At 35.2% G+C, this 12,976-nt stretch carries 11 protein-coding genes; 6 read left to right on the top strand and 5 right to left on the bottom strand.

Going from position 1 to position 12,976, the window contains the following annotated elements:
• The first annotated feature begins 206 nt into the window (after positions 1-206).
• Positions 207-2,003, top strand: coding sequence for a tetratricopeptide repeat-containing sensor histidine kinase (locus DCO46_RS14760; RefSeq protein WP_243416322.1), 1,797 nt, complete (start codon positions 207-209; stop codon positions 2,001-2,003).
• Complete coding sequence (locus DCO46_RS14765) at positions 2,000-2,698, top strand: response regulator transcription factor (protein WP_116753285.1); 699 nt, start codon at positions 2,000-2,002, stop codon at positions 2,696-2,698. The genes DCO46_RS14760 and DCO46_RS14765 overlap by 4 nt, the downstream gene beginning before the upstream one ends.
• 92 nt (positions 2,699-2,790) lie before the next feature.
• Here DCO46_RS14765 and thiL read toward each other — a convergent pair whose 3' ends face one another.
• Positions 2,791-3,837 (bottom strand): thiamine-phosphate kinase, encoded by a 1,047-nt coding sequence (thiL, locus tag DCO46_RS14770; protein WP_116753300.1) that lies wholly within the window; start codon positions 3,835-3,837, stop codon positions 2,791-2,793.
• Between the two features lie 197 nt (positions 3,838-4,034).
• On the opposite strand from thiL, the gene DCO46_RS14775 reads away from it, so the two are divergent.
• Positions 4,035-4,514: a DinB family protein gene (locus tag DCO46_RS14775; protein ID WP_116753286.1), complete on the top strand. Its 480-nt coding sequence runs from the start codon at positions 4,035-4,037 to the stop codon at positions 4,512-4,514.
• A gap of 51 nt (positions 4,515-4,565) precedes the next feature.
• Here the strand turns inward: DCO46_RS14775 and DCO46_RS14780 are convergent, their stop codons facing one another.
• Together DCO46_RS14780 and lepA are read right to left on the bottom strand one after the other, a co-directional pair.
• A complete protein-coding gene (locus DCO46_RS14780) occupies positions 4,566-5,522 on the bottom strand; it encodes a helix-turn-helix transcriptional regulator (RefSeq protein ID WP_116753287.1) in 957 nt (318 codons plus the stop codon).
• A 238-nt stretch (positions 5,523-5,760) separates the two neighbouring features.
• Positions 5,761-7,557 carry a translation elongation factor 4 gene (gene lepA / locus DCO46_RS14785; protein WP_035681367.1) on the bottom strand — a complete coding sequence of 599 codons (1,797 nt, stop codon included), beginning with the start codon at positions 7,555-7,557 and terminating at the stop codon, positions 5,761-5,763.
• Positions 7,558-8,020: 463 nt separating this feature from the next.
• Here lepA and DCO46_RS14790 point away from each other — a divergent pair, with 463 nt between their 5' ends.
• Entirely contained in the window at positions 8,021-8,248 is a 228-nt protein-coding gene (locus DCO46_RS14790) for a hypothetical protein (protein ID WP_116753288.1), read from the top strand.
• 39 nt (positions 8,249-8,287) lie between these two features.
• Here the strand turns inward: DCO46_RS14790 and DCO46_RS14795 are convergent, their stop codons facing one another.
• Both DCO46_RS14795 and DCO46_RS14800 read right to left on the bottom strand, forming a co-directional pair.
• Entirely contained in the window at positions 8,288-8,968 is a 681-nt protein-coding gene (locus DCO46_RS14795; RefSeq protein WP_116753301.1) for an NUDIX hydrolase, read from the bottom strand.
• 71 nt (positions 8,969-9,039) lie between these two features.
• The gene (locus DCO46_RS14800; RefSeq protein ID WP_116753289.1) at positions 9,040-9,756 is read right to left on the bottom strand and encodes an NUDIX hydrolase; all 717 of its coding nucleotides are present in this window, start codon (positions 9,754-9,756) and stop codon (positions 9,040-9,042) included.
• Between the two features lie 393 nt (positions 9,757-10,149).
• On the opposite strand from DCO46_RS14800, the gene DCO46_RS14805 reads away from it, so the two are divergent.
• A complete protein-coding gene (locus DCO46_RS14805) occupies positions 10,150-11,643 on the top strand; it encodes a xylulokinase (protein ID WP_116753290.1) in 1,494 nt (497 codons plus the stop codon).
• 2 nt (positions 11,644-11,645) lie between these two features.
• Complete coding sequence (gene xylA, locus DCO46_RS14810; protein ID WP_116753291.1) at positions 11,646-12,968, top strand: xylose isomerase; 1,323 nt, start codon at positions 11,646-11,648, stop codon at positions 12,966-12,968.
• Positions 12,969-12,976: the final 8 nt, after the last annotated feature.

The raw sequence follows: 12,976 nt of genomic DNA on the forward strand, positions 1-12,976 counted from the left end.
TCAAATAAATATTTCCTTGTGTTCCTGTAGCAGTTGCACTAATATATAATCCATTATTCAGGAAATAAAAATTTCCTGAAATTTTCTCCCATTGCCAGTATCTAAAACAAAAATACAACCAGAAGGCTTTTTCTATTATCATAAATCAAAAAAACGATTCACTCAGCAGAATAAATTTGTTTAAGATTGCTAATCGGTATTACAATATGAACGATCTCAAATCATATCGTGAAATATCGGAGCTGGTGCTGGACAGATCTGTAATAGCCAAAGATTCGTCAAGTATAGCAAAAGCATATACCTATCTGGGAGATTACTATAGTGCGCATATAATTTCAGACAGTGCGTTTAGAAACTATTTTAAGGCACAGAAAATCTACCTGCAAATTGATGATAAGTATAATTTATCTAAAACATTATTGAGCAAGGCAAGTTTGCAATATAATGAAGGCGATTTTTCTGAAAGTGAAATATCCGTTTTTAAGGCTTTGAGTATATTAAAACAGCAAAAAAATGTAAACGATCAGCTTTATGAATGTTACAATCTTCTCGGGATTCTTTATAATGAAAAAGAAGAATATGCGAGAGCCTTAGAATTTCAGAACAAAGCCTTAATTACACTCAACGATAAGTCTATACCGTTAGACCTGCAGCTGAAAGCCACTTCTCTAAACAATATTGGCTTTGTTTACATGCGCATGGAAAATTTCAAACAGGCAATCTCTTATTTTGAAAAAGGGCTAAATGAAAAAAATCTCTTTGAAGAGAAGACATTTTTGTACGCTATGTTACTGGATAACCTGGCTTATTCTAAATTGAAGTCCAAAAAAATGGAAGGACTTCCGGATCAATTTTACAGGTCTTTAAAAATCCGTGACAGTCTGGGCCTGAAAATGGCTAAAATATCCAATCAGATCCATTTGTCTGAATATTATGCATTTAGAAAAGATACTTTTAAGGCCATCCAGTTTTCAAAACAAGCTTTGTTGCTTTCCCGGTCTTCAGATAAACTGACCAATACATTACTTGCTCTTAAACAAATCGCAGTTGTAGACCCGCGAAATGCATCCAAATACTCTAAAGAATACATTCGACTCAATGATAAAATGCTGAAAGCAGAACGTAATATGGGGGAGAAGTTTTCCCGAATCGAATATGAAACAAATGAAATAAAAGATCAAAATTCAAACTTACAGGAAAAGAATAAAACATTAGTGTATGTTTTTAGCATTTGTACCCTTATAGGTTTGTTTTTTTACGTTTATAAAACCCAACAGGCCAAAAACCGGGAATTGCTTTTTAAACAGCAACAGCAAATCGCAAATGAGGATATTTATAACCTGATGATTTCACAACAGAATGATATCGAGCTGACACGTATAAGAGAAAAGAAAAAAGTTGCACAGGAATTGCATGACGGCGTTTTGGGAAGAATGTTTGGTGTGAGGATAAGTCTGGATAGTCTGGATAAAATTAATGAAGAGGAAGCAGCTGCAAAAAGAAAAAAATACCTGACCGAACTTAAAAATATAGAAGAAGACATACGGGAAATTTCGCATGATTTAAACCGTGAGAAATCAGAATTAATTAATAATTTTGTTTTGATTCTGAATAAATTATTCGAAAATCAACAAAATACATACCCTTCACAACTGATTACTTCATTTGATTCCCAAATTAAATGGGAACTCGTCAGTAATGCAGTTAAAATTAACCTGTACAGAATTATTCAGGAAGCGCTTCAGAATTGTAATAAATATGCAAAGGCAAAAACGATTACAGTTGAATTTAAAAACGAAGTGAATCACCTGATATTGTCTGTTTTTGATGACGGAATTGGTTTTAACCCAAAGAGAACCAAAAACGGTATTGGGCTGCACAATATCGAATACAGAGTGGCAGAATGTAAAGGAAGCGTAATCATAAAATCGGCCCCGGGAGAAGGAACCATGCTTCTTGTAAAAATACCAATTGACCAAAAAATTAACCTGCAAAAGAAATGACAGTTGACCCAAAAACCTCCGTTTCTCAATTAATTAAACGAAATGTCTTAATTGTTGATGATCATCCATTTATAATTGAAGGATACAAAAATGCCATAACACGTTATAATCCGCAACAATATGAGTTTGAAATTTCTCAGGCTTATGACTGCAGATCGGCTTTTGACTTAATAGAAGATGAACAGGCACCCAATTTTGATGTTGCTTTTCTGGATATCAGTATGCCTGCCTATGAAGAAAAAGATATCTTTTCGGGAGAAGATCTGGCAAAACTGCTTTCAAAAAAAATGCCTTTTTGCAAAATCGTTTTATTAACCATGTATACCGAATTACTGAAGATAAAAACAATCATCAGAACCATACAGCCTAATGGGCTTATTATTAAAAACGACCTGACTTTTGATGAACTGCTTTTTGCCTTTGACAGAGTGATGAAAAATGAAAAATATTACAGTCAGTCGGTACAGAAAATGCTGAATCAGTCGCCTCATAATTCAATAGAAGTAGATGAGTTTGACAAACAGATTTTATTTCACTTGTCTAAAGGAACTCCGATTGCAGATATGCCTCAATATATTCCGATATCATTGAATGCCATAGAAAAGAGAAGAGTCAACTTAAAAGAATTACTTAAAATAAGATCCGGTCTTGATGAGGATTTGGTTAAAGAAGCCAAAAGTAAAGGGCTTTTTTAAAAAGAAAATTCCAAACAATAAAAAATTCCAAATTCCAATGGCAACCTAGCATTATTGGAATTTGGAATTTTTTATTTGAAATTTATTAAAATTTACTCACTCAGCGCATCCCAGCCACGTGCTTTTAAAGCAATTTTTGTATTGGCACGGGTTACCAGATGGATTCCTTCACTTTCATCGGCCATATGACCAATAATAGAGAAATTTGGATTTCCTTTTATTTTGTCAAAATCATTAATATCAATCGTAAATAACAATTCATAATCTTCACCGCCATTAATCGCAACAGTTGTGCTGTCAATATTAAACTCTTCACAAGTCGAAATAAACTGTGGATCTAAAGGAAGTTTATCTTCATACAAATTACATCCCACTTTTGATTGTCTGCACAAATGAATAATTTCTGAAGAAAGTCCGTCAGAAATATCAATCATCGATGTTGGTTTAATCTCAAGAGCATGCAAAAGTGTGCGAACATCTTTTCGGGCTTCCGGTTTTAACTGTCTTTCTACCAAATACGTATAAGGATCTAAATCAGGCTGACTGTTCGGATTAACCTGAAATACTTGCTTCTCACGTTCCAAAACCTGTAATCCCATATAAGCGGCACCAATATCTCCGGTTACCACCAATAAATCAGTTTGTTTAGCACCGTTTCTGTAAACGATCTCATCTTCATTGGCCTCACCAATTGCGGTAATGCTGATAATCAGTCCTTTTTGAGATGAGGTAGTATCTCCGCCAATAACATCAACTTTATATTCTTTTGCAGCGTGCGTAATCCCTTCAAATAACTCTTCCAGGGCTTCCAGAGGAAAACGATTAGAAACGGCCACAGAAACGGTTATTTGCGTTGGTTTGGCATTCATGGCACAAATGTCTGAAACATTTACAACAACAGATTTATATCCTAAATGTTTTAATGGCATGTAAGCCAAATCAAAATGCACTCCTTCAATCAGTAAATCAGTAGAAACCACTACCTTTTTATCTTTAAAATCAAGAACAGCTGCATCATCACCAATACTTTTTAAAGTAGATTCCTGAGTAACATCAAAATTTTTGGTTAAATGTTCTATTAAGCCAAATTCGCCTAATTGAGCTATACTGGTACGTTGTGGATTTTTATCTTCGATCATTTTTTTTAAGTTCCAAAGTTTGTAAGGGGCAAAGGTACAAAGGATTTTTTTAAAGATACTAAGATTCTGAGATGCTATGGTTCTAAGTTTTTTGTAGCTAATTAAAAAAAAATAGAATTTATTTTTTCCTGTTGACAAACTGTTGTCACCGACCCTCAATACTTTTGAAGTATTAAACAAATTAAAACTTTAAAATCATGAAAACATTAGCTGCACAAGTAATTACACCTGAAGATTTATTGAAACACTGGCAAGGACACCGCGCGCTTACAAGACGTGTGATTGAGCTTTTTCCTGAAAAAGATTTTTTCGAATTTTCAATTGGAGGAATGAGACCATTTGCCAAATTAGCTGATGAACTTCTGGCAATTGCGGTTCCGGGACTTAAAGGAATCGTGACAAAAGAAACTAAAGCATTTGCTGAAGAATCAGATAAGTTGGTTTTTAAAGCCCAATATCTTGAAAAATGGGATGAGGCAACAGCAGAAATCAATAAATACTGGGAGAAATTGTCAATTGAAGATTTTAATGAAACTTTTAATCTTTTTGGTCAGTATGAATTTCCTGTTATTCAGAATATCTTGTATTTTATTGATAATGAAGTACATCACCGTGGGCAAGGTTATGTTTATTTAAGAGCCTTGAATATTGAACCTCCATTTTTTTGGGAAAGATAAAGATAGACCTGAAAAAAACTCCTAATGCAACTTTGTTCTTTAGGAGTTTTTTTATGAAAGTCTTTTTCTGTTTACTTCCAGCAATTCTAAAGTTCGTTTTTTTAGTATTTCCGGTTCCAGAATTGTGGCATAATCGCCAAACATTAAAAACCACCGGGGGAAACCGCTTTCTATGTCGCGGCACATAAAAGTCATTTCGATTTGTCCGTCTGTTTCTTTTTCAGAAACATAGCCATGATATTTTCTTTCATGCGCTAAATATCGCGCAATTTTTTTGTCGATTAAGATTCGGACTTTTGTGGTTGGGATGGTTTCATTTTTATTTAAATAAGTTTCTAACGAATCGTGTTCAATGGTGAAATCGCAATCTGTTTTTTTGATTCCGAGAATTCTGTCCGTTCTAAACTGGCGATAATCTTTTCTCAAATGGCAATAACCTAAAAAATACCAATTGTTATGATCATGAAAAACACCCACAGGTTCAATATTTCTTTGCGTTGTTTCTTCTTTATCAAAGGTTTTATACGATAATAAAATTTGCTTTTTCTCGGCAATACTTTCAAATAGAACTGCCAGAGTATTGGGAGAATTATCATTGAACATAGGTTCAGTAGTTTGCATGACAATTCTGGATTCAATATTCGAAAGGTAATCTTTGTCGCCACTTCTCAAAACCGATTTCAGTTTATACATCGCCGATGCATAATGTGTTCCCAAAGAAGGATCAGTAAACTTCTGCATCAGTTTTTCTGCTGCGATAAAACTGCTGACTTCTTCACGGGTAAACATAACAGGCGGTAATCTGTAACCGTCCATCAAAGCATAACCCACTCCGGCTTCGCTGTAAATTGGAACTCCTGAAGCTTCGAGAGTTCGAATATCCCTGTAAATGGTTCTTAAACTGCAGTCAAAACGATCAGCCAGTTCCTGTGCTTTTACAATTTTTTTAGATTGCAATTGAATCAGGATGGCGACAATTCGGTCAAATCGTTTTGGAGTTTCGTCCATTTTTTTCTTTTAAAGGTTCAGAGGTTCAAAGATACAAAGGTTCAGAGTTTAAATAAATAAGAAATCTGTTCCAAATTAGGACAGATTTTATCTGTAATTGCATTCGTAGAGACGCATTGCTATTTCTACGCAAGTGAAACCATTTTTGCAATCACATCAAATAATAAAACAAAAAACCCAACAACTTTCGTCATTGGGTCATATCTTGATACTTAGTACTTAAATCTTAATACTAAATCTAGTCATTCAATTTTAAAACCGCCATAAATGCTTCTTGCGGAATCTCAACGTTTCCTACCTGACGCATACGTTTTTTACCTTTTTTCTGTTTTTCCAAAAGTTTACGCTTACGTGAAATATCTCCACCGTAACATTTTGCGGTAACGTCTTTACGAAGTGCTTTAATCGTTTCACGGGCAATGATTTTTGCCCCGATTGCAGCCTGAATCGGAATGTCAAATTGTTGTCTCGGAATCAGTTCACGTAATTTCTCGGTCATTTTTTTACCGATGTTGTAAGCATTGTCTTCGTGAATTAATGCAGAAAGTGCATCAACAGTCTGAGCATTCAAAAGTACATCCAGTTTTACCAATTTCGAAGTTCTCATTCCGATAGGAGAGTAATCAAAAGAAGCATAACCTTTAGAAACTGTTTTTAAACGATCATAAAAATCGAATACAATTTCCGCCAAAGGCATATCAAAATTTAATTCAACACGTTCAGTTGTTAAGTATGTTTGATTCGTAATTTGACCACGTTTTTCAATACATAAACTCATTACGTTTCCAACAAAGTCAGCTTTTGTAATGATAGTTGCTTTAATAAAAGGCTCTTCAACTCTGTCTAAACGGGAAGGTTCAGGTAAGTCAGAAGGATTATTTACAACAAATGCAGTTTCGGGATCTTTTTTGGTATAAGCCAAATACGAAACGTTAGGAACTGTAGTAATTACAGTCATATCAAACTCACGCTCTAAACGTTCCTGGATAATTTCCATGTGAAGCATTCCTAAGAATCCGCAACGGAAACCAAAACCTAAAGCGGCAGAACTTTCAGGAGTAAAAACTAATGAAGCATCATTAAGTTGCAATTTTTCCATAGAAGAACGCAAATCTTCATAATCTTCAGTATCGACAGGATAAATTCCGGCGAAAACCATTGGTTTTACATCCTCAAAACCTGTAATCATATTAGTTGTAGGCGTTTTGGCATCGGTCAGTGTATCACCAACTTTTACCTCTTTTGCTTCTTTAATTCCGGAAATCAAATAACCAACATCACCAGCAGAAATTACATTTTTCGGAACCTGATTTAGTTTTAACGTTCCAATTTCGTCAGCAAAATATTCATTTCCTGTGGCCATGAATTTAATTTTTTGCCCTTTTTTGATTTCACCGTTTACTACTCTGAAGATAACCTCGATTCCACGAAACGGATTATACACCGAGTCAAAAATCAATGCCTGTAAAGGTTCGTCTTTATTTCCTTTCGGAGCAGGAATTTTTTCGATAATGGCAGCTAAAATATTTTCAACACCAAAACCTGTTTTTCCCGAAGCATGAATAATATCTTCTAATTTACATCCTAATAAATCGATAATATCATCACTAACCTCTTCAGGATTAGCACTTGGTAAATCTACTTTATTTAAAACCGGAATAATTTCCAGGTCATTTTCAAGAGCTAAGTATAAGTTAGAAATCGTTTGTGCCTGAATACTTTGTGCAGCATCAACAATCAAAAGTGCACCTTCGCAGGCAGCAATAGAACGTGAAACTTCGTATGAAAAGTCAACGTGACCGGGAGTGTCAATTAAATTTAAGATATATTCTTCTCCTTTATAAGTATATTCCATCTGGATGGCATGACTTTTTATGGTAATTCCACGCTCACGCTCCAGATCCATGTTGTCAAGCAATTGTGCTTTTTCTTCACGAGCTGTAACGGTTTGTGTAGCGCCAAGTAAACGGTCTGCCAATGTACTTTTACCGTGGTCAATGTGTGCAATAATGCAAAAGTTACGTATCTTCTTCATTTTATATATTCAATTCTCTATACGAGTTTTTAAGTATTTCGGGTATAAATATACTCCGCAGCAATTGCTTTAGAGCGTGTCATTTGGGGGCAAAGATAGCGCAAAGTTTTGGATTCTGGAATCTAGTTGTCCGATTTTGAATTTTAAGGCTATAAAGTTGTCCTTTAGAATCTTAAATAGCCCTCACACGAAATATTACAGGGAACAAAATCCTGAGGAATGTTTTTATTCAGCCATCTGATTGTTTGAATGTTTGCCAAATAAAAACAAGAAATTGCGTTTCAATGATAAATCTCTATTTTTTGTACGAATAATTGTCGGTTAAACAAAATATAAGTATACTTGTAGTCACTATAACCATAAGATTGATCGGTTTATGGTTTTCAATTTTTCTAAATCTGTGTACAGGATTTACAGGAAAAAAGAAGTGTTTATTTTTTACTAATTAATAACCCAACAAATTATGGAAAAACAAACCGTGAAGCTGGCTGAAAAATTCGGCAGACTTTCAAAACAAGAAATGAAAAATATTACAGGAGGAGCATTAGGAACAATTTGCGGCCCGAGACCAGTACCCACTTCAATCTGCGCAAGCGGAATGGGAGTTGCAGCTAACTCAGGGACAGAAGATCCGAATCAATATCCCGGTATTGTGGGAGGTTACTGCAATGTAATATTTTTATGCATCTAAAAGAATAGACAAATGCCTGAAGATTTTCTTTGGGCATTTTTAAAATTCAAAATTAAATCCTTTTTCAGTCAGTTTCTTGTAAATTTCAGAATCGAATTTGTACAACTTTGCCGCTCTGTGCGAGACTTCCTGCTGTTTTTCGTTCAGTTCAACGAGAAGTTTCATATGAAGAATTTTTCTTCTGAAATTGGATTTGTCTAATTCAACTCCCAAAATTTCCTCATAAAGATGCATCAATTGTAATAAAGTAAATTTTTCAGGCAAAAGGTTAAAACCAATTGGAGCCTGACGGACTCTGTTGCGTAAATGCATCAGGCTGAAGTTTAAAATCTCATTATGATCAAAAATCAAATCCGGGATTTCATTTATTTTATGCCATTTCGCCTCAAATACTTTTAAGCCGGCTTTTATATTATAGTCTTCGCGATTTAGTAAAGTATAATATCCTATGGTTATAACCCTTTCTGAAATAACACGATCAGGATCTGTAAAAGCTTTTAGCTGTTCGAGGTAAATATTTTCAAGACTGGTAAGTTCATAAACAATCCGGTGTGCGGCATCATCTGTACTTTCTTTTGTTTTGACCCAGCCACCAAGAAGTCCCCATTTTCCCTTGCTTTCTCCTTCAGCATGCTGCACTAAAAGAACCTCCAGATTTTGTTTGTTGAAACCAAATACAACGCAGTCAATAGAAATTTCTTCTATAATATCTGCATTCATTTCCTTAATATCTAAAGTGCTTTGATTGTTATTTTTTGAAAGTAAAGATTCCATTTTTGGTAATGTATATTTTAAAACTCAAAATTGAATCCTCTTTCTGTAAGTTTTTTGTAAATGTCCGGGTCAAATTTATATAACTTGGCTGCACGATGCGAAACATCCTGTTGTTTTTCATCAAGGGCAACCAATAATTTCATATGAAGAATCTTTCGTCTGAAATTTGATTTATCCATTTCGACTCCCAAAATTTCTTCATATAAATGCATCAATTGCAATAGAGTAAATTTTTCCGGTAAAAGATTAAATCCCAGCGGTGCCTGACGAACGCGGTTTCGAAGATGTTTCAGACTATAAGCCAGGATTTCGTTATGGTCATAAATCAAATCCGGTATACTGTTGATTTTGTACCATTGGGCATCAGATGCCGTAAAACCTGCTTTAATATTATAGTCTTCACGTTTTACCAAAGCATAATATCCTATAGTGATTACACGGCGGAGGGGGAAACGATCCGGGTCTCCAAATGCTTTTAATTGCTCCAGATATATATTGTCAAGGCCGGTTAGTTCATTTAATAAACGATGAGCAGCATTATCTGTACTTTCTCTTTTATAAATCCAGCCTCCCGGAAGACCCCATTTTCCTTTGCTGATTCCTTCCCCGTGCTGTACCAAAAGTACTTCAAGACTACCTTTATCAAAACCAAATATGACACAGTCAATTGTGATTGCATTCATTGCGGTTTGTTCGCTTTTCAAAAGTGAATCTTCATCTACATTTTTAACCATATCCTGCTCTAAATTTTGACAAATTAAATAAATAAAATGAATAATAGACGTCTTAAATCTTTTATATTTTTTTAACGTAGCAATTTTCTGATAATCAGTTGATTGTTGGACTGCTAATTTATTGATTTTAATTTTTTTATTCTTAAATGTCTGATTGCCAAATCGCTAAATCAATATTTTTTCAATAATTTTTATTTCAATTTAAACTCCTTTTTTAGTGTATTAATAAAAATCAGTATGCTTAACTCGTAATTGCAAAAAAATAACCCTAATATTTTGTTAATACAGAAAAAATGTTTTACACTTGTAGTCAAATCTACCATAAGATAAATTCATTTTGACTATAAGATTTGCAAAGCAACAATATTTCTTTAATTAAATAAAATACCAAGGATGTTATTTTTAGGAATTGATTTAGGAAGCTCTTCGATTAAACTATCAGTTTTTGATCCTGAAAAAGGTTCAACAATTGGTGCGGTTAGCGTTCCTGATTTTGAAATGCCCATTATTGCCCCAAAATTTGGCTGGGCAGAACAAGATCCTGAATCATGGTGGCAATATGTACAAGACGGAATTAAACAATTGGGTTCAAAATCGGCTATTGATTTAAAAAAAATCGTTGGAATCGGAATTGCTTACCAAATGCACGGTTTAGTTTTAACAGATGAAAATCTAAATCCGGTTCGTTCCTCAATTATTTGGTGCGATAGCCGTGCTGCGATTATCGGAGACGAAATTTATGATAAGATCGGAGCTGAAAATTCCCAAAAACAAATCTTAGGAAGCCCGGGAAATTTTACCGCTTCAAAACTAAAATGGGTAAAAGATAATCAGCCGGAAATTTTCGCAAAAGCAAAATACATGATGCTGCCGGGAGATTTTATTGCTGCAAAACTTTCTAAAATTGCACAAATCAGCACTTCAGGATTATCAGAAGCAGCTTTGTGGAATTTTTCTGAGGGAAGACTGGCAAAAGAAATCCTTTCTGAAATGGGATTGTCAGCAGATATTGTTCCGGAAATTATTTCAAATTTTGGAATTCAGGCGACAGTTCATCCGGAAACTGCTCAGGAATTGGGTTTAAATTCTGATGTAAAAATTACATACAGAGCAGGAGACCAGCCCAACAATGCCTTGTCACTGAATGTTTTGAAACCTGGTGAAATTGCAACAACAGCCGGAACTTCGGCAGTAGTTTATGCTGTTAGTGATCAGGATGCTTATGACAAACAAAACAGGATCAACACTTTTTTGCATGTAAACAATACCGAACAGCAAAAACACAATGGTGTAATGTTGTGCATCAATGGTTCCGGAATTTTATACCAATGGCTGCGTAAAATCATGTCGGTTGGAAGAAACGAATTAATTGCTTACGAAAAACTAAATGCCGAAGCCGCAAAAGTAGAAGCAGGAAGCAACGGACTTCGTTTTTACCCTTTCGGGAATGGAGTAGAACGTATTTTTAACAATAAAAATGCAACTTCAGGAATTCAGAATTTAAATTTCAATATTCATCAGCCGTCACATCTTGTGCGTGCTGCCTGCGAAGGAATCGTGTTTGCCATGAACTACGGTTTTGATGTCATGAAATCAGTTGGTGTTTCAGGAACTGTGGTAAGAGCAGGAAATTCAAACCTGTTTTTGAGTCCGGTTTTTAGAGAAATTTTCACCAACACAACACAAACAACTTTAGAATTATACAATACATCAGGAGCAGAGGGTGCTGCAAGAGGCGCTGCTTTTGGTTACGGATATTACAATTCACTAGACGAAGCTTTTCAGGGACTGCAATGTTTAGACCGGATTGAACCGAATAAAATCCTGACCAGTCAATATCAGGATTTATATCAGGAATGGAAAAATCACATTAAAATCGAACAATAACAATGAGCACAACAAAACAATCTTATTTCAAAAACATAGACACGATTAAATTCGAAGGCAGAGAAAGCGATAACCCGTTAGCATTTAAATGGTATGATGAAAATCGTGTCGTTGCGGGAAAAACATTAAAAGAGCATTTACGCTTTTCGATGGCTTACTGGCATACACTATGTAATACGGGAGGAGATCCGTTTGGAGCTTCAACTGAAACTTTTGCATGGGATAAAAATGAAAATGCAATTTTAAGAGCTAAAGACAAAATGGATGCAGCTTTTGAATTCATGACAAAATTAGGTTTGCCATATTATTGTTTTCATGATGTTGATGTGGTTGATGATGCTCCGACTTTGGCAGAATTTGAAACCCGTATTCAGACAATGGTAGAATACGCCAAACAAAAACAGCAGGAATCCGGAATTAAATTATTGTGGGGAACTTCAAACTTGTTCAGTAATCCGCGTTACATGAACGGTGCAGCGACTAACCCAAACTTTGATGTTTTAGCTTATGCCGGAGCTCAGGCAAAAATTGCTATCGATGCAACAATTGCTCTTGGAGGCGAAAATTATGTTTTCTGGGGAGGACGTGAAGGATATATGAGTTTGTTAAATACAGACATGAAAAGAGAATTAGACCACTTGGGAAGATTCCTGAATACTTGTAAAGACTATGCCCGTAAAGAAGGTTTTAAAGGAAACTTCCTAATCGAACCAAAACCAATGGAACCAACCAAACATCAATATGATTTTGATGCAGCGACTTCGTTAGGTTTTATCAACAAATACGGACTTCAGGATGATTTCAAATTAAACTTAGAAGTAAACCACGCAACGCTTGCAGGACATTCTTTTGAACATGAATTGCAGGTTGCTGTAGATGCCGGAATGTTAGGAAGCATTGATGCAAACCGTGGTGATTACCAAAATGGGTGGGATACAGATCAGTTCCCAATTAATCTTCAGGAAGTTACACAAGCGATGCTAGTGATTTTAGAAGGTGGCGGAATTCAGGGCGGCGGAGTAAACTTTGATGCCAAAGTGAGAAGAAACTCAATTGACCTTGAAGATAAATTCATTGCTCATATCTCAGGAATGGATGTTTTTGCAAGAGGACTTATCTGTGCAGATCACATTTTACAAAATACAGATTACAGAAAATTACGCACGCAGCGTTACAGTTCGTTTGACGGTGGTAACGGAGCTAAGTTCGAAAAAGGAGAACTGTCTCTTGAAGACCTTAGTAAAATCGCCCGTGCAAACGGAGAGCCTCAGCCATTAAGCGGCAGACAAGAATTATTCGAACAGATTATTTCGAATGCGTATTAAATAATTAC

Source organism: Flavobacterium sp. HTF (assembly GCF_003105115.1).
Classification (GTDB): Bacteria; Bacteroidota; Bacteroidia; order Flavobacteriales; family Flavobacteriaceae; genus Flavobacterium.

What these genes read in the sequence shown, in the direction of transcription:
- DCO46_RS14760 (WP_243416322.1), top strand. Translation starts at nt 207, where the DNA reads ATGAACGATCTCAAATCATATCGTGAAATATCGGAGCTGGTGCTGGAC.
- DCO46_RS14765 (WP_116753285.1), top strand. Translation starts at nt 2,000, where the DNA reads ATGACAGTTGACCCAAAAACCTCCGTTTCTCAATTAATTAAACGAAAT.
- thiL (WP_116753300.1), bottom strand. Translation starts at nt 3,837, where the DNA reads ATGATCGAAGATAAAAATCCACAACGTACCAGTATAGCTCAATTAGGC.
- DCO46_RS14775 (WP_116753286.1), top strand. Translation starts at nt 4,035, where the DNA reads ATGAAAACATTAGCTGCACAAGTAATTACACCTGAAGATTTATTGAAA.
- DCO46_RS14780 (WP_116753287.1), bottom strand. Translation starts at nt 5,522, where the DNA reads ATGGACGAAACTCCAAAACGATTTGACCGAATTGTCGCCATCCTGATT.
- lepA (WP_035681367.1), bottom strand. Translation starts at nt 7,557, where the DNA reads ATGAAGAAGATACGTAACTTTTGCATTATTGCACACATTGACCACGGT.
- DCO46_RS14790 (WP_116753288.1), top strand. Translation starts at nt 8,021, where the DNA reads ATGGAAAAACAAACCGTGAAGCTGGCTGAAAAATTCGGCAGACTTTCA.
- DCO46_RS14795 (WP_116753301.1), bottom strand. Translation starts at nt 8,968, where the DNA reads ATGAATGCAGATATTATAGAAGAAATTTCTATTGACTGCGTTGTATTT.
- DCO46_RS14800 (WP_116753289.1), bottom strand. Translation starts at nt 9,756, where the DNA reads ATGGTTAAAAATGTAGATGAAGATTCACTTTTGAAAAGCGAACAAACC.
- DCO46_RS14805 (WP_116753290.1), top strand. Translation starts at nt 10,150, where the DNA reads ATGTTATTTTTAGGAATTGATTTAGGAAGCTCTTCGATTAAACTATCA.
- xylA (WP_116753291.1), top strand. Translation starts at nt 11,646, where the DNA reads ATGAGCACAACAAAACAATCTTATTTCAAAAACATAGACACGATTAAA.